We start from the raw sequence: 16,527 nt of genomic DNA, 5'->3' as shown, positions 1-16,527 counted from the left end.
GCAGCAGAACGTGCGGTTACTTCCAATACAAAATATTCAAGCAGTTTTCTTTGCAGACTCTTCTTTAACTTACAGTGGGTTATCTTCATTTTGGCAGCCTATCATGACTGCTAATCTACGTCAGCCCCTAAAAATAAGTTGATCGGCTTATTCAATCTGTTCAAAGTGTGCTGGCGGGGTGGTTTTTTGGCACAAAAAAACGCAAATGCCCGAGGAAAATGCGCGTTAAGCAGCAGGCCGTCTGAAAACACACCCCGAACACAGTATAAATTAATTTCAGACGGCCTCACAGCATACACCCATTCCACTGAAAGCATGGCATAATTAACTGACAATAAAACAAAAAACAAAGGAAGAAATCATCATGGAACGGTTCGACTTCAGCTACGCCCCATTCAACTACCTGAGCAACCCCGAGCGCGTTGCCCTGCAAAAATCGGTCAACATTTCGTTTTTTCACGACAACGAAACCATTATCCGCCCCGACGAACCCATCGAATTTCTGTATGTCGTTATCAAAGGCTTGGTAAAAGAAATCGGTGCCGACGGCGATGTCGTCTCCCTCTACCACCCCCGCGACACCTTTGAAGCCCGCGGCCTGATCGAAGGCATCAGCCACCACCAGTTCGTAGTGGAAGAAGAAGTGCTGGTTTACACCATTCCCAAAGCCGTCGTCCTTGAAATCATCGATTCCAACCCGCGTTTCGGTGCCTATTGCTACACCAGCGTCGCCGATAAATTCGCCAGCCTTTCCAACACCAAAAACGAAAGCGAATTTGAAAGCCTGTTTACCGCCAAAGTCCGCGATGCCTACCGCAACAAACCCGTTTGGCTGGAAGGCAGCGACACCATTTTCCACGCCGCCGGCGTATTGAAAGAACGCAAAACCAAATCCGCATTGGTACGCCACGAAGGTAAAATCGGCGTGTTCACCGAATCCGCCTTCCGCGACATCGTCATCGCCGGAGCACCGTCAGACGAAGCCGTACACAAATGGACAGCCTTCAATCTGATTTCCGCCGACATCGACGATTTCGTGTTCAACGCCTTGCTGCGCATGATGCGCTACCAAATCCAGCGCGTTGTAGTAGAAGAAAACGGCATCCCCATCGGCACGCTCGAACAAATCGACGTATTGGCCTATCTCTCCAACCACAGCCATTTGGTCGCACAGCGTTTGGAGCGCGCCAAAACCATAGACGAACTGGTAGACATCTCCGGCCAGATGACCGATTCGATCCGCCTGCTGCGCAACAACGGCGTGCGCGCGCCGCAACTGGCCGAGTTAATGCAGGTGCTCAACAGCAGCCTGTTTGAAAAAGCGTGGCGCATTCTCGCACCGGCCGAACTCTACGACAAATCCTGCCTGATCGTGATGGGTTCCGAAGGGCGCGGCGAACAAATTCTCAAAACCGACCAAGACAATGCCCTGATTCTGCACGAAAGCGTCGATCCCGATCTCGCCGCCGAAATAGCCGCCCAATTTTCACAAACGCTTACCCGTCTCGGCTATCCGCCCTGCCCCGGCAATATCATGGTCAACAACCCCCAATGGCGCAAACCGTTGCCCGAATTCAAAAAAATGGTCAGCAGCTGGTGCCACAATGCCAGCGGCGAAAACATGATGAACCTCGCCATTTTTATCGATGCCAAAGCCGTAGCCGGCGACACCTCCATGCTGGCCGAAGTCAAAGAACATCTGCAAAAAGTGATGGTTAACGACGTCGGCATGCTGATGGCCTTTGCACGCGCCGTCGATCAATTTGAAAGCCAAAGCAAAGGCTTTTTCTCCCAACTGCTCAACCGCGGCCAAGCCGAAAAAATGGACATCAAAAAAATGGGGCAGTTTCCCGTTGTTCACGGCATCCGTGCCCTCAGCCTCGAAGCCCGCATCGAAGAAACCAATACGTTCGAGCGCATTCACCATCTCGTCCAACTGAACGTTATCGACGAAGCATTAGGCAAAGACGTTGCCGAAGCCCTCAGCTACATCATGGACTTACGACTGAGCGCCAACCTCGCCATCCTGCACAACGGCGGCTCCGGCACCCCCAACCAACTCGATTTCGGCAACCTGTCCACACTCGAACGCGACCTGCTCAAAGATGCGCTGCAAGTCGTTAAGCGGTTTAAAAACGTGATCCGCCACCACTTCCACATCACTTCGTAATCAGGGGTGCCGTCTATGTTTAAAAAATTCTTGCAGGGCAGAGAGCGCAAAAAACTCACCGACCCGCATTACAACTTTCTTTTCGACGAACACCCCGACGAATGGGTAAGCTTCGACTGCGAAACCACCAGCCTCGACGTGAAAGAAGCCGAAATCCTCTCCATCGGCGCCGTTAAAATCCGCAAAAACCAAGTATTGGTGAGCGAATCGTTTTATGTGCTGGTTAAGCCCGAAAATCCGATGAAAGCCGCCAACATCAGCGTACACGGCTTAAGACCGAAAGACCTTTCAGACGGCATCCCCGTGCAAGAAGCCATCAAACAGCTGCTCGAATTCATCGGCGGCCGCGGCTTGGTAGGCTATTACTTGGAATACGACATCGCTATGGTCAACAAATTTCTCAAACCCATGATCGGCATCAAACTGCCCAACCCCCAAACCGATGTATCTTCACTCTTCCACCGCTGGCAGCAAAAAGAAAACATCCACGACGGTTACGTTGACCTGCGTATGGACACCATGCTGAAAAAACTCAAACTCACCGGCCTGCCCCGCCACGACGCGCTCAACGACTCCATCAATGTTGCATTGATGTACCTGCTGCTGAAACAAAGGCTGCGCTAAAACAGCCATCGAAACCGACTTGTGTCTCAGTATTAGAACAGCCTGTTCAAAATCTCTGAGGTGCAAGTCGGTATTGTTTGGTTAATCTATAAAGATAAAGGAAAAGAAAAAATTGAGGCCGTCTGAAAAACCGATAACCTTCAACCGCAACACATCAGCAGCCCATTGCGCCCGCTCGGTGTGGTCATCAAATTCACAACTGTTGGAGACTAAGATATGGAGGCTTGACGCTTTGGTAGCAATCAAGCTTTTCAAGCACAAAAGAAATTTTCAGACGGCCTCACAGATTTAACGCATTCAGAAACCGACCATAGCCAATACAATTTAAGCACACATTCGGCTGCACGTTTCCAACAGGCAAAAAAATAACCGCTTGAGAGCGGTTTTTTTATGGTGCCCAGGGTCGGACTCGAACCGACACACCTTTCGGCGGGGGATTTTGAGTCCCCTGCGTCTACCAATTTCGCCACCTGGGCAGGTGAGAAGAGTTGGCTATTATAGTGATAAAAAAATTCCTGTAAAGCCCCAAATATGTATTAATTGCCTTAAAATTTACAATTCATTGAAAATAAATAAAATTAAAATATCTGTTTTTTTAACCGAAGCAAACGATTCCGCCTTAAACGGGGTTACTGCCCTTATGGTCGGAATCAAAATCTGCCCCGAAGGTTTAATCAAGGCCTGATTAATTTGATGCGATTGCGTATTTTCTTCAACATCTACACAGGCAAACGCGTTAAGATAGCTTTCATTTACCCTACTTGTTTTGGAGTGAGACGACATGAATCCGATTACCCGAAATTTCGTGCTTGCTGCATGCGTGTTGGCTGCTTTGAATGCCTGTACGCCTCAGGAAAACGCTCCTGCGGCATCGCAACCTGCCCCCGAACAGGTTTCAGAGCCTGCCCGTGCCTCTGCGGGTTTTCACGGCACGGACATGGGCAAAGAAGATATCGGCGGTAATTTCACGCTTACCGACGGCGACGGAAAAGTGTTTAATCTCGACGATTTAAAAGGCAAAGCGGTTATTCTTTCTTTCGGCTACACCCACTGCCCCGACGTATGCCCTACCGAGCTTTTAACATACAGCGACACCATCAAGCAGCTGGGCGACGATGCCAAAGATGTGGCGGTGGTTTTTGCCAGCGTCGATCCCGAGCGCGACACGCCCGAATTAATCGGCAAATACGTTAAGCAGTTTAATCCCGGCTTTATCGGCGTAACCGCAACCGAAGGGCAGGACTTACCTTTGATCAAGCAGCAATACCGTGTTGTATCGGCCAAAGCGCAGCAGCAATCTGAAAAGGTTTATCTGGTTGACCACTCTGCAGGGGCTTATCTGATTGATAAAAACGGCGAAGTGGCGGTATTTGAGCCTTACGGAAGCACGGCACAACAGATTGCAGACGATATCCGCATCTTGCTAAAATCATAACCCGTCCTAAGAGGCCGTCTGAAACATTTTCAGACGGCCTGAAACCATCATTTCTTTATACATCATGCAAGAAAACCAACTGACCATCGCCCTTTCCAAAGGCCGTATTTTTGATGAAACCCTGCCGCTGCTGGCCGCCGCCGGCATCGTACCGCTCGAAGAACCGGGCAGCTCGCGCAAACTGATTATCGGCACCAACCTGCCCAATGTGCGGCTGGTGATTGTGCGTGCCAGCGACGTACCCACTTATGTGCAATACGGCGCGGCGGATTTCGGCATCGCCGGCAAAGACGTATTGATCGAGCACGGCGGCGACGGCCTGTATCAGCCGCTGGATTTGAAGATTGCCAAATGCCGCATGATGGTTGCCGTGCGCAAAGGTTTCGATTATGCCGCCGCCTCACAGCCCGGCAACCGTTTGCGTGTTGCCACCAAATACCCCGACATCGCCGCCGAACACTTCGCCGGTAAAGGCGTGCATGTGGACATCATCAAACTTTACGGCTCGATGGAACTTGCTCCGCTGGTCGGCTTGAGTGATGCGATTGTCGATTTGGTATCCACCGGCGGTACGTTGAAAGCCAACAATCTCGAAGCCGTGGAGCATATCGTGGATATTTCCAGCCGTTTGGTGGTCAACAAAGCCGCGTTGAAAGTAAAACACGCACTTATCCAGCCGATTATCAACGCATTTGCCGAAGCAGCCGGGCAATCTTAAAGAGGCCGTCTGAAAAGCCGCCGTTACACGTTTTCCTTTAAATTAGACCTACCCATGAACATCACTTCAGACAAAAAACTGGCCGTCTTAATCGATGCCGACAACGCCCCCGCCGACATCATCGACCGCCTGCTGGCCGAAATCGCCAAATACGGCATTGCCAGCGTTAAACGGATTTACGGCGACTGGAGCCACGGCCTTTCCAAATGGAAAGCCGCCCTGCTGCCGCATGCCATTATCCCCGTGCAGCAGTTTGCCTACACCAAAGGCAAAAACGCTACCGACATGGCATTGGTGATCGACGCGATGGACTTGCTTTACAGCGGCAATTTCGACGGCTTCTGCATCGTTTCCAGCGACAGCGACTTCACCCGCCTCGCCAGCCGTCTGCGCGAAAGCGGCCTTACCGTTTACGGCTTCGGCGAAAAGAAAACCCCCGAAGCCTTCCGCAAAGCCTGCGACAAATTCATCTACACCGAAATCTTCCGCCCCGAAAAACGCACACCGGAAAAAAACAAAAACAGCGGCAAAACCAAAACGCAGAACGAACCTGCCGAAAATACCGGCCAGCAAGCCGACCTTTCCAAACTGCTCACCCGCGCCGTCAAAGAAAATGCCGACGATCTCGGCTGGGCCAATCTCGGCCCCATCGGCAGCTACATCAACAAAACCAACCCCGATTTCGACCCGCGCCTCTACGGTTTCGGCAAACTTTCCGACCTGATCAAATCGCTCGATTTGTTCGAATACCGTACCGACAACAACCAAATCCAAGTGCGCAGATATCCGAATCCGGCCGAAAAAAACAACAGGCCGTCTGAAAATAAAGACAGCAAAGAAAAACAAGTTGCCGAAGCCGCTGCACCGCAAGCATCTGCCGCCGAAACCGACAGCGGCAAACCCGCCAACAAACGCGGCAAAAAACGCCAGCAGCAAGAGCGCAAACAGCCGGAAGCGGAAACAGCCGCTATCGTACCGCCCGCACCAACGGCAGAAGCCGCCGAAACCGCCAAGCCCGAGCAGCAAGACGCACCCAAGCCCAAAAACGGCAAAGCCAAATTTACCAAGCTCATTCCTTTGGTGCAGCAAGCCGTTGACAACACCGCCGATCCGCAAGGCTGGGCACGCCTGAGCGACGTGTTGAAACAGCTTGCTCCCACCGTCAACCCGCACGATTACGGCTTCGACACCGATCGTGCTCTGATTCACGCCGTTTACAGCGACTGGCTGGAAATCAAAAAAGCCGGCCGCGGCGAACGCGTGCGCGTGAACAAGCGGTTTGTGAGCAAGGATTGAATATTCAATAAAAATCATTCCTGCTTTCGGGGTTGAAACCACAGGAATGATTTTGAAATATTGGCAAATATAAATATTGTTTGAGCCTTCAGCTTAAGAAAACCATTGTTTTAGTGTTTCTTTAGCTTTATCCGTATGCTCTTGTTTAATATGGGCAGCAACTGTGGCTAAAGCAGCAGTTAGTGCTCCTATATCATCCCCATACCCAACTAGAGGAGTAACATCAGGAATTGCATCAATGGGTAGAATAAAATAACCAAGAGCCGAATATATTGTTGCTTTAGCCAAAGCGGGGGTGTCTGCATCTTGTGCAGCATAGTACATTTTAAGAGCAGGTTCCAAAACACTATCACCTGCTACTTTTGCATATTTTTTAATTTTTTCCCAAAAGCTGCTATCAGAATAAGTATCCTCAAATTTATTGTCTGACATATTTTTATTTCCTTTAATTTCAAGTATATTAGATTTAAAGCCAATTACTAATTTTTTCTAAAATGCCCACATGGACTCGGGTAATTATAAATTTCTTGAGTAGATTAACCAGCAACGAAAAGTTGTACTCATTAACTGAAAAGTGCGATTTATGAAAGTACATGAAAAAATCCGAACCATGCGTGAATCACGCCAATTCACGCAAGAAGATATGGCAAACTGGCTGAATTTATCAGTCAATGGTTATGCAAAAATCGAACGTGGAGAAACACGTTTAAGTGTTCCTCGCTTAGAACAAATTGCTGAAATTTTTGAAACCGACGTGGTCGAATTAATCCAACCTGAAACGGGCAATTGGAGCTACCACATGGGCGATAACAATCGGGATATTTCTTTCTATGTAACATCTGCACATGACTTAGCTGCTGAGGTAGAAAAATTAAGGCTTACCCTTCGTCATAAAGATGAACTATTGGCCAAACAGAACGAAGAATTGCAAACATTAAAAGAAGTAATTACATTACTAAAACAAAATCTAAAGTAAATATTTTTTAGGCAGCTAAAACATGAAACATCTCTCCACCCAATCCCCCGATTTCCAAGCCGAGCTGAAAGCGTTGCTGGCTTTTGAAACCGCGCAAGACCCGAAAATCGATCAAATTGTTGCCGACATCTGTGCCGACGTACAAAAGCGCGGCGATGCGGCGCTAATCGAATATACCAACCGTTTCGACGGTATGAATGCACAAACTATGGCCGATTTAATGTTGAGCCAAGCCGACTTGCAGGCTGCTTTCGAACGCATTGCTCCTGAAGTTCAGACGGCCTTGAAAACCGCCGCCACCCGCGTGGAAAGCTACCACAAACACCAGAAAATGGAATCTTGGAGCTACACCGACGAAAACGGCACCTTGCTCGGCCAACAGATTACCCCGCTCGACCGCGTGGGTATTTATGTGCCCGGCGGCAAAGCGGCTTATCCCAGCTCGGTGATTATGAACGCCATGCCCGCGCATGTGGCCGGCGTGCCCGAAATCATCATGGTGGTGCCCACGCCCCAAGGCGAGCGCAACGATATTGTGTTGGCGGCGGCATTTGTGGCCGGCGTAACCAAAGTGTTTACTGTCGGCGGCGCGCAGGCGGTGGCGGCGCTGGCTTACGGCACCGAAACCGTGCCGCAGGTCGATAAAATCACCGGCCCCGGCAATGCGTTTGTGGCCGCCGCCAAACGCCGCGTATTCGGCGTGGTGGGCATCGATATGGTAGCGGGGCCGTCTGAAATTCTGGTGATTGCCGACGGCACCACGCCCGCCGATTGGGTGGCGATGGATTTGTTCAGCCAAGCCGAACACGACGAAATCGCCCAAGCCATTCTGATTGCCACCTCGCAGCAATATCTGGACGAAGTTCAGACGGCCATGAACAAGCTGATAGAAGACATGCCGCGCCGCGCGATTATCGAAGCTTCGCTGGGCAACCGCGGCGCGATGATTCTGGCCAAAGATTTGGACGAAGCCTGCGAAGTCGCCAACTATATTGCGCCGGAGCACTTGGAATTGTCGGTGGAAAACCCGCAGGAATGGGCGCAAAAAATCCGCCACGCCGGTGCGATTTTCATGGGCAAATACACCAGCGAGAGTTTGGGCGACTATTGCGCCGGCCCCAACCATGTACTGCCCACCAGCCGCACGGCGCGTTTCTCTTCGCCGCTGGGCACTTACGATTTCCAAAAACGCAGCAGCCTGATTCAGGTTTCCGAACGGGGGGCGCAGTATCTCGGCGAAACCGCCAGCGTATTGGCTCACGGCGAGCGGCTGACGGCACACGCAAGAGCGGCGGAATTGCGTTTGAAAAAGCGTTGATTTGATATAGGTTGATACTATTAAAAGAGGCCGTCTGAAAATTTCAGACGGCCTCATATTTGAATCATTATGGAAATTGTATTTGAGCTGCTCGCCGAGCTGGTTTTGGAGATTGCGGCCGAAATTCTGGTCGAACTGGGTATTCATTCCGCCGAACATAAGCGAAAACCGCGCCCGTGGCTGACACTGATCGGCTACGGCATCATTGGCGCGCTTATCGGCGGCGTCAGTCTGCTGATTTTCCCCGAACATTTCATCCGAAGCGAAGGCCTGCAAATCCTCAACTTGGTGCTGACACCGATACTGGCAGGTGGCATGATATGCCTGCTTGACCGCCAACGCGGACGGCACACATCTTCTTCGTGGCATTTCCGCTTTCTGTGCGGGTTTATCTTTGCGTTCAGCATGGCGCTGGTGCGGATGTGGGCACAAACACCGGTTTAGGCCGTGTAATCCCCTTCTTCACCCACGGCCACATAGCGGCAAACCAAACACCGCAAGCTGATTTCAATCCGGTTTTCAGGCCATCTGAATGCTGATGCCTACCCTGCCCTCGTTAAAACTTGTTCCGCCGTCAAAGCCTTGCGCTATCCGCCCGATAATATCCGCCGCGCTGCCTTCACAAGCCAGCGGCGCATTCTGCCCTGCCCATAAAGACGAAAACTCATCCGAACCTTGCGCTTCCGCCGCCGCTTTTAACGGCGCTGAGGCAGATTGCGCAAGCGGGAAAGGCGGTGCGGCATCGCTGATAGGGCCTGCTTCGCGGATAAAGCGGTTCACGATACCGCGGGCAAAACCGCCGCTAAAGAGATTGGTTAACACGGTATCGGCCGCCCGTTCGCTTTGCAGGGCTTTGCGGTGAAGTGCCGAGGTGTCGGCCTCTTCCGCCAACATCAAAGCCGTGCCGATTTGGATACCGGCTGCGCCCAAAGCACGCGCCGCACGCGCGGTAGCGGCGTTGCTGATGCCGCCGGCTGCCATCACCGGCACATTCACAGCCGCACAAATTTGCGGCAGCAGGCTGAATAAGCCTTGCTGGCGGTTCAAATCGCGGCTGAGAAACATGCCCCGATGCCCGCCGGCTTCCAAGCCTTGCGCGATGATGATGTCCGCCCCGTGCGCTTCCAACCAACGGGCTTCTTCAACGGTGGTGGCGCTCGACATCACTACGGCGCCGCTGCTTTTTACTTTGTCCAACAAGGCTTGCTCCGGCAAGCCGAAATGGAAGCTGACCACAGGCGGGCGGTATTGCATCACAATTTCTGCTTGCTCTTCGCCAAACGGCTGCCTGCCTCCGCCTTGCTGCACATCTTGTTCCGTTAAACCGAATTCACGATAAAACGGCGCAAGCGCGGCCAGCCATTTTGCCTGTTGCGCCGCATCTGCCTCGGGCTGGCGGTGGGCGAAAAAGTTGACGTTGAACGGCTGGTCGGTGTGCCGGCGTATGGTTTCGATTTCGGCGCACAGTTTTTCAGACGGCAACATAGCAGCAGGCAGCGAACCCAAAGCGCCCGCTTGGCAGGCGGCAATCGTCAGCTTGCTGCTTTGAACCCCCGCCATCGGCGCTTGGACAACCGGCAGGCGTGTACGAATAAGGCTGAGAAGGTCGGAAATGCGGCTCATGGTTTCTCCTTTGTTGTGATTGGCTGTTGAGACCGTCTGAAAATGTTTGGCGGTTGTTTAATACCGCGCAGTTTGAAACGGATGTTTTTACAGGCCATAAACTTGCTTCATCGTCCACACGGTAAAAAAACAGGCTGCCGTTCAACGGACAGCCTGTGCAGCAAGATTATTTATTGGCATTTTCCAAAGCCAGTTTTTCCTGACGATACGCTTCGGCGGCTTCGCGTTCGCGCTTCGTGGTTTGCCGCATCATGTAATAATTGATGGCAATCACCAAAGTGCCGACAATGGAAATCATAATGGTTGCCAACACGTTCATCTGCGGGTCCAAACCGAGTTTGATTTTAGAGAAAATCACTTGCGGCAAGGTTGAAGAACCGGGGCCGGACAAGAACGAGGTAATCACCAAATCATCCAGCGACAGCGTGATGCCCAGCAAAAAGCCCGAAGCAATCGCAGGCGCAATCAGCGGCAGGGTAATCACGAAAAAGATTTTCAGCGGGCGCGCACCCAAATCCATGGCCGCCTCTTCCAGCGACTGATCCAACTCAACCAAGCGCGAGCGGATAATCACGGTGATATAAGCCATACACAATGTGGTGTGCCCCAAGAAAATGGTGAAGAAGCCGCGGTCGAAATACAGCCAGTTCAACAGTTCGCTGCTTTGCAGGAACATTTGCACTTGGATAATCAGCAACAGCATCGACAAACCGGTAATCACATCGGGCATCACCATCGGCGCGGACACCATACCGGCAAACAGCGTGCTGCCGCGAAAACGCTTGATACGCGCCAGCGCATAGCCTGCCAAAGTGCCGAGCACTACCGCCGCAAGCGACGATACGGCGGCAATACGCAGCGACAGCCATGCCGCTTCCAAAATCGTGCTGTTACCCGCCAGCGCGCTGTACCATTTGGTTGAGAAACCGCCCCAAACCGTAACCAGCTTGGATTCGTTGAACGAATAAATCACCAAGATAACGAGCGGTATATAAAGGAACGCCAGCCCCAACGCCAACATCAGCTTGAGAAACCAAGACAATTTGTATTTAGACATTATTTGGCTCCTTCTTCGATTTCACGGTTTTCATAGCGGTGGAACAACACAATCGGAATCACCAGCAATATCACCATTACCACGGCAACGGCGGAAGCCAGCGGCCAGTTGTTCTGATCGAAGAACGCCTGCCACAATACTTTACCGATCATCAGATTTTCGGAGCCGCCCACCAATTCTGGAATCACATACTCGCCCACCGCGGGCACAAACACCAGCATGGAGCCGGCCACGATGCCGGTTTTCGACAAAGGCAGGGTAATCGAGAAAAACGATTTCACCGGCCCCGCACCCAAATCGGAAGCCGCTTCCAGCAGTCTGCCGTCCAGTTTCACCAGCTGGGTGTAAAGCGGCAGAATCATAAACGGCAGATAGGCGTAAACCATCACCAAATTCAGCGAAAACGCGTTGTAAAACAGATTCAACGGCTCACTGATAATATTGTGTTTCAACAGGAAGTTGTTGATGATGCCGTTGTGGCCGAGCAAGCCCATCCACGCATATACGCGCAGCAGAAACGATGTCCAGAAAGGCAGCATAATCGCCAACAGCAAACCGTTGCGGTATGCCGGATTCGCGCGCGAAATGGCGTAGGCAATCGGATAGCCCAGCAGCAGACAGATTAAGGTGGTGGTAAGCGCCGTTTTAATCGACAGCCAATAAGTCAGCAGATAGATATTGTTGCCGTTGCCGTCTGAAAACGGGTTCAGCATCTGCCCCAAACTGCTCCAAAAGTTTTGGAAAATATCGGCATAGTTTTGATAGTTCAACGCGATATTCAGACGGCCGAAATCGGGGTCGGTGGTAATCAGCGGCGAATAAGGCGGAATCGCCAGCTCTTGTTCGGCAAAACTGATTTTCAACACAATCGCAAACGGAATCAGAAACAGCACCAGCAGCCAAAGATAAGGCACGGCAATAACTGCACGCTGCCCGGGGCGGCGCAACAGCTTGCGTTTCAGGGTTTTCAATTTCATGTCGGGTAATCCTTACGGCTTAGCTGAACAACGGCGTAGGCTGGTTTTCCGGCCAGCTTACATACACGGTTTCTTCCCAAGTGGGCGGTGCGATATTGCGCACATGCCAGTAAGGTGCGGGAACTTGGCTCTTAATCACGCGGCCGTTGGCCAGCTGAACGTGATAAATGGCAAAGCTGCCCAAATAAGCAATTTCTTTCACCACGCCTTTTTCCCAGTTGTATTCGCCCAAGTGTTCCGGTTTTTCTTTGTATAAATCGATGTCTTCGGGTCGGATGCTGATCCATAAGTCTTGTTCGGAGCGGCCGCCCAAACCGTGATCGATACGGATTTTGTTTTCCAATTCGGGCAGTTGGATGATGGCGTAATCGGCGTGATCTTCCAACACAGTACCGTCGAAAATATTGGTTTCGCCGATAAATTCTGCGGTAAAGCGGCTGTTGGGGAAGTCATATACATCGCTGGGGGTGCCGACTTGCTGCAATTTGCCTTCCGACATAATCGCCACGCGGGTAGCCATGGTCATGGCTTCTTCTTGGTCGTGCGTTACCATGATGCAGGTTACGCCCACCTGCTCCAGCGTGTTCACCAATTCGAGTTGGGTTTGCTGACGCAGTTTTTTGTCGAGCGCGCCCAAAGGTTCGTCGAGCAAGAGGATTTTCGGGCGTTTGGCCAAGCTGCGTGCCAAAGCCACGCGCTGCTGCTGGCCGCCTGAAAGCTGGTGCGGCTTGCGTTTGGCGAATTTGGTCATCTGCACCAAACGCAGCATTTCCTCCACTCGGGCGGCGATTTCGTCTTTGGGCATTTTGTCTTGTTTGAGGCCGAAAGCGATGTTTTGCTCCACCGTCATGTGCGGGAACAGCGCATAGCTTTGGAACATCATGTTGATGGGGCGGTCGTAGGGAGCGAGTCGGGTAATGTCTTGCCCGTCGAGAATGATTTTGCCTTGATTGGGGGTTTCCATGCCCGCCAACATGCGCAACAGCGTGGATTTACCGCTGCCCGAACTGCCCAAAAGGGCAAAAATTTCATGTTTTTCAATATCTAAGTCGATATGATCGACAGCGTAATTGTCACCAAACTTTTTTACCAAGCCTTGTATTTGCAGATAGGGTTGGATGGCAGACGCAGGGGTTGCGTTCATAATGGCAATACTCCAAATTCATAACGAGTACCGGCAAAACGGATTTTCGCGGGGTGATAAAAAGCTGTTTGATTGCTGGTTTAAAGAGCGCACGGGCAGCATGAAAAATTTCTAAGGGCTGTGAGAAACCGGCGAAGGTTACTGACAGCCCCGTTTTGTGAACCTGTAATTATATTAGCCTATCCCTTTGCGGGGCAATACAAAATTAAACTTTGCGGCGGTTTATGTAAATCGTGCCGAGTTTGTGTACGGCAAGGGCAACACATCCGCCATGCCATGACAAAAAAATAAATTGCCGCCGCGCTGTAACGAGGCCGTCTGAAAATGGTGTTTCAGACGGCCTCGATGTTTATATGTTGTTTATGGGCAGATGAGTCGCCAATTGAATAGCGTTACAGCGTGCCTGCCGGAAACTTTTTTATTCAAACGGTTCTGCATCCGCATCTTCTGCCGCATCAGCGTTGCCGTCCATAACCGCTTTGATTTCCTGAAACAGCGCACGGAAGTTTTTCGGCGGCTTGTTCAATTCCTGCTCTTTACGGGTATTGCGGATCAACGTGCGCAGCTTGCCCGCGTCGGCATGCGGATAGTCGGCAATAAACGCCGTGAGCGCGTCGTCGCCCGCTATCAAACGGTCGCGCGCCTGCTCGACACGCTGCAAGAACGCATTATGCGCCGCATTTTCGCCGCGCAGTTTGGCCAGATAACGCTCAATCGGTTCGGGATCGGTGTCGCGCATCAAACGGCCGATGTATTGCGCCTGCCGTTTCAACGCGCCGTTGGACGTGATTTTTTTATACGTTACCACTGCTTCGTATAAATCTTCCGACAAGCCGATTTTTTTCAGCGTATCGGCAGAAAGCTTGGTCAGCTGCATACCGAGGTCTTGCAGGCTGTCCATCTGTTTTTTCATTTGGGTTTTGCTTACCCATTCCTGTTCATTGTTGCTCATAGCACTATCCGTATTCGGTAACCGCCGCATTCTAACACAGCCGCCCCACCCTATCTTTCCCATAGCCACAATTTTGCCGCGGCCGTCTGAAAACAGTTAAAATGACACCGATTTTTTCATCGGATTACCCATGTTCAACCACACCAAAAACGAACTGCTCGACCTTTGCGGGCAGGTGCTTTCCCTCGCCCGCGAATACGGAGCCACAGCCGCCGAAGCCGACTTGAGCGAATCGCTCGGTCAAAGCGTAAGCGTGCGCTTGGGCGAAATCGAACAAATCGAATACCAGCAAGACAAATCCCTCGATATCACCGTCTATGTCGGCCGCCGCAAAGGCCGCGCCAGCACCGCCGACTTTTCCCGACAAGCCTTGCGCGACACCGTGCAGGCCGCCGTCGATATTGCCAAATACACCGCCGAAGACGATTGCGCAGGCTTGGCCGATGCCGATTTAATGGCGCGTGAAATCGGCGATTTAGACAAATACCACGAATGGGATTTATCCGCCGAAGCCGCCGTCGCCCTTGCCAAGCAATGCGAACAAGCCGCGATGGATACCGACGCGCGCATCTCCAACTCCGACGGCGCAGGCGTACAAACCGGGCATTACCAATATGTTTACGGCAATTCGCACGGCTTTGCCGCCCACCAGCAAGGCACGCGCCACAGCATTTCGTGCAGCGTGGTCGCCGCCGATTCAGACGGCATGCAGCGCGATTATTGGTACGACACCTCATGCCGTCATCTCGATTTGGAATCACCCGAAAGCATCGGCCGCACCGCCGCCGAACGCACCGTGCGTCGCTTGAGCGGACGCAGCATCCCTACCGGCAGCTATCCCGTGTTGTTTGACGCCACCGTTTCAGGCGGCCTGATCGGGCATCTCGTCGGTGCATTAAGCGGCGGCGCTTTGTACCGCCAAAGCAGTTTTCTGATCGACAGCCTCGGCAAACCGCTGTTGCCCGAATTTCTCAGCCTGCGTGAAGAGCCGCACATTCCCCAATCGTTCGGCAGCACCTATTTCGATGCCGAAGGCGTGGCAACCCGTCCGCGTTTTGTGATTGAAAACGGCATCATACAAGGCTACTTCTTAAGCAGTTACAGCGCGCGCAAACTCGGTATGCAAACCACCGCCAACGCCGGCGGCGCGCACAACCTTTATCTGAACCACACCCATGCGGCGCAATCTGATTTGCTGAAAGAAATGGGCACCGGCCTGCTGGTAACGGAATTGATGGGGCAAGGCGTGAATATGCTCACGGGCGATTATTCGCGCGGCGCAGCGGGCTTTTGGGTAGAAAACGGCGTCATTGCCTATCCCGTAGAAGAAATTACCATTGCCGGGCGTTTGCAGGATATGTATATAAATATAGTGGGCGTGGCCGACGATGCGCTGAAACGTTCCACCAATAAAATCGGCTCAGTACTTATTCAGGAAATGACCGTGGCGGGAAGCTGATTGCTACAATATCTTCCATATTGAAAACAGGCCGTCTGAACCCCTTTCAGACGGCCTGTTTGATTATTGACAAACAGCTTTGTCGATGCTGTTACTAAAAATGAATAAATAACGGATTAATTACAGAATTTCGCCACATCGGCATCGTAGCGTTTCACAAATTCTTCGCGGTTGGCAATCCGCGCCGTTTCGGCAAACTGGCGGTTCATGCGTGCAATTTTACAGTTGCCTTCTTTTTGCAGGCGGTTTTCTTCCTCAACCTTTTTATTGCGTTCTTCGATTTTTTTGTTTTCTTCGGCAATCGCGTCGCTCAATTCCTTTTGCTTGTCGGCAAGCGTGCCTTCACCTTCTGCTGCTTTCGGTGCGGCCGGCCGGATAACGGTATGGGTGCGGATATTTACGGTGCCGGATTGCGAAGCTTTCAGATTTTGCGGCACATCCGAATAGCTGTTTCCACCGCTTTTGTTTTTCCATGTGTACACTTCGGCAGTAGCCAGGCTGCCGGAAAACAGCATTCCGGAAATCAAAACTAATGGGGCAAAACGGGTAATGTGCATAGTCTTTTTTCTTTCAGTTATGTTTCAGACGGCCTTCATTGTACTGTTAAATTAAGTAAGTGTCATGATACAAAGCGCTTTTCCTGCACCGCAAAGGTTACTTTTGGTATCGTTACAACGAAACGCACCACCCAAGCGGGCACAACTTATGTCAGTTCGTTAAATTTAACGGCTTGAATCTGCCGAAAACGGGTATCAAGCGCAGGCCAAATTTGATACAA

General features: G+C 51.6%; 17 protein-coding genes, 1 tRNA gene and 1 pseudogene. 9 read left to right on the top strand and 10 right to left on the bottom strand.

Annotated elements, in window-relative coordinates:
- A pseudogene (locus AKG43_RS12735) lies at window positions 1–89 on the bottom strand (IS1595 family transposase); the annotation flags it as partial.
- A 275-nt stretch (window positions 90–364) separates the two neighbouring features.
- Between AKG43_RS12735 and AKG43_RS05825 the strand changes: the two are divergent.
- Complete coding sequence (locus tag AKG43_RS05825) at window positions 365–2,170, top strand: DUF294 nucleotidyltransferase-like domain-containing protein (protein ID WP_054599626.1); 1,806 nt, start codon at window positions 365–367, stop codon at window positions 2,168–2,170.
- Between the two features lie 15 nt (window positions 2,171–2,185).
- On the top strand, window positions 2,186–2,794 hold the full coding sequence (locus tag AKG43_RS05820; RefSeq protein WP_054599625.1) for a 3'-5' exonuclease: 609 nt from the start codon (window positions 2,186–2,188) through the stop codon (window positions 2,792–2,794).
- 391 nt (window positions 2,795–3,185) lie between these two features.
- Here the strand turns inward: AKG43_RS05820 and AKG43_RS05815 are convergent.
- Both AKG43_RS05815 and AKG43_RS05810 read right to left on the bottom strand, forming a co-directional pair.
- Window positions 3,186–3,270: transfer RNA gene (locus tag AKG43_RS05815), tRNA-Leu, on the bottom strand.
- Between the two features lie 76 nt (window positions 3,271–3,346).
- Entirely contained in the window at window positions 3,347–3,577 is a 231-nt protein-coding gene (locus tag AKG43_RS05810; RefSeq protein ID WP_054599624.1) for a hypothetical protein, read from the bottom strand.
- Between AKG43_RS05810 and AKG43_RS05805 the strand changes: the two genes are divergently transcribed.
- From AKG43_RS05805 to AKG43_RS05795, 3 genes are all read left to right on the top strand, one after another.
- Window positions 3,576–4,229: an SCO family protein gene (locus AKG43_RS05805; RefSeq protein WP_054599623.1), complete on the top strand. Its 654-nt coding sequence runs from the start codon at window positions 3,576–3,578 to the stop codon at window positions 4,227–4,229. The two genes, AKG43_RS05810 and AKG43_RS05805, sit on opposite strands and share 2 nt — an antisense overlap.
- Window positions 4,230–4,293: 64 nt before the next feature.
- Window positions 4,294–4,947 carry an ATP phosphoribosyltransferase gene (hisG, locus tag AKG43_RS05800; protein ID WP_054599622.1) on the top strand — a complete coding sequence of 218 codons (654 nt, stop codon included), beginning with the start codon at window positions 4,294–4,296 and terminating at the stop codon, window positions 4,945–4,947.
- A gap of 54 nt (window positions 4,948–5,001) precedes the next feature.
- A complete protein-coding gene (locus AKG43_RS05795; RefSeq protein WP_054599621.1) occupies window positions 5,002–6,243 on the top strand; it encodes an NYN domain-containing protein in 1,242 nt (413 codons plus the stop codon).
- A 93-nt stretch (window positions 6,244–6,336) separates the two neighbouring features.
- Here the strand turns inward: AKG43_RS05795 and AKG43_RS05790 are convergent, their stop codons facing one another.
- A complete protein-coding gene (locus AKG43_RS05790) occupies window positions 6,337–6,675 on the bottom strand; it encodes a YkvA family protein (protein ID WP_054599620.1) in 339 nt (112 codons plus the stop codon).
- Window positions 6,676–6,826: 151 nt separating this feature from the next.
- Here AKG43_RS05790 and AKG43_RS05785 point away from each other — a divergent pair, with 151 nt between their 5' ends.
- The 3 genes from AKG43_RS05785 to AKG43_RS05775 all read left to right on the top strand — a co-directional run bounded on the left by AKG43_RS05785 (window position 6,827) and on the right by AKG43_RS05775 (window position 8,981).
- On the top strand, window positions 6,827–7,219 hold the full coding sequence (locus AKG43_RS05785) for a helix-turn-helix domain-containing protein (RefSeq protein ID WP_054599619.1): 393 nt from the start codon (window positions 6,827–6,829) through the stop codon (window positions 7,217–7,219).
- Between the two features lie 22 nt (window positions 7,220–7,241).
- A complete protein-coding gene (gene hisD, locus AKG43_RS05780; protein WP_054599618.1) occupies window positions 7,242–8,537 on the top strand; it encodes a histidinol dehydrogenase in 1,296 nt (431 codons plus the stop codon).
- A 69-nt stretch (window positions 8,538–8,606) separates the two neighbouring features.
- A complete protein-coding gene (locus AKG43_RS05775) occupies window positions 8,607–8,981 on the top strand; it encodes a hypothetical protein (RefSeq protein WP_054599617.1) in 375 nt (124 codons plus the stop codon).
- A gap of 75 nt (window positions 8,982–9,056) precedes the next feature.
- Here AKG43_RS05775 and AKG43_RS05770 read toward each other — a convergent pair whose 3' ends face one another.
- From AKG43_RS05770 to yjgA, 5 genes are all read right to left on the bottom strand, one after another.
- Window positions 9,057–10,160, bottom strand: a complete 1,104-nt coding sequence (locus AKG43_RS05770) for a nitronate monooxygenase family protein (protein WP_054599616.1) — start codon at window positions 10,158–10,160, stop codon at window positions 9,057–9,059.
- 166 nt (window positions 10,161–10,326) lie between these two features.
- On the bottom strand, window positions 10,327–11,217 hold the full coding sequence (locus AKG43_RS05765) for an ABC transporter permease subunit (protein WP_054599615.1): 891 nt from the start codon (window positions 11,215–11,217) through the stop codon (window positions 10,327–10,329).
- Window positions 11,217–12,194, bottom strand: a complete 978-nt coding sequence (locus AKG43_RS05760) for an ABC transporter permease subunit (RefSeq protein WP_054599614.1) — start codon at window positions 12,192–12,194, stop codon at window positions 11,217–11,219. Before AKG43_RS05760 ends, AKG43_RS05765 begins: the two co-directional genes overlap by 1 nt.
- Window positions 12,195–12,213: 19 nt before the next feature.
- The gene (locus AKG43_RS05755) at window positions 12,214–13,338 is read right to left on the bottom strand and encodes an ABC transporter ATP-binding protein (RefSeq protein ID WP_054599613.1); all 1,125 of its coding nucleotides are present in this window, start codon (window positions 13,336–13,338) and stop codon (window positions 12,214–12,216) included.
- Between the two features lie 418 nt (window positions 13,339–13,756).
- Window positions 13,757–14,290, bottom strand: coding sequence for a ribosome biogenesis factor YjgA (yjgA, locus tag AKG43_RS05750; RefSeq protein ID WP_054599612.1), 534 nt, complete (start codon window positions 14,288–14,290; stop codon window positions 13,757–13,759).
- 130 nt (window positions 14,291–14,420) lie between these two features.
- On the opposite strand from yjgA, the gene pmbA reads away from it, so the two are divergent.
- Window positions 14,421–15,749, top strand: coding sequence for a metalloprotease PmbA (gene pmbA / locus AKG43_RS05745; protein ID WP_054599611.1), 1,329 nt, complete (start codon window positions 14,421–14,423; stop codon window positions 15,747–15,749).
- A gap of 116 nt (window positions 15,750–15,865) precedes the next feature.
- Here pmbA and AKG43_RS05740 read toward each other — a convergent pair whose 3' ends face one another.
- The gene (locus AKG43_RS05740) at window positions 15,866–16,306 is read right to left on the bottom strand and encodes a DUF4124 domain-containing protein (RefSeq protein ID WP_054599610.1); all 441 of its coding nucleotides are present in this window, start codon (window positions 16,304–16,306) and stop codon (window positions 15,866–15,868) included.
- Window positions 16,307–16,527: the final 221 nt, after the last annotated feature.

Origin of the sequence: Neisseria sp. 74A18 (assembly GCF_001308005.1) — a bacterium.
Lineage (GTDB): Bacteria > Pseudomonadota > Gammaproteobacteria > Burkholderiales > Neisseriaceae > Neisseria > Neisseria dumasiana.
Note: the sequence above shows the minus strand (reverse complement) of the source record. Positions and strands in the feature narration are given on the sequence as shown.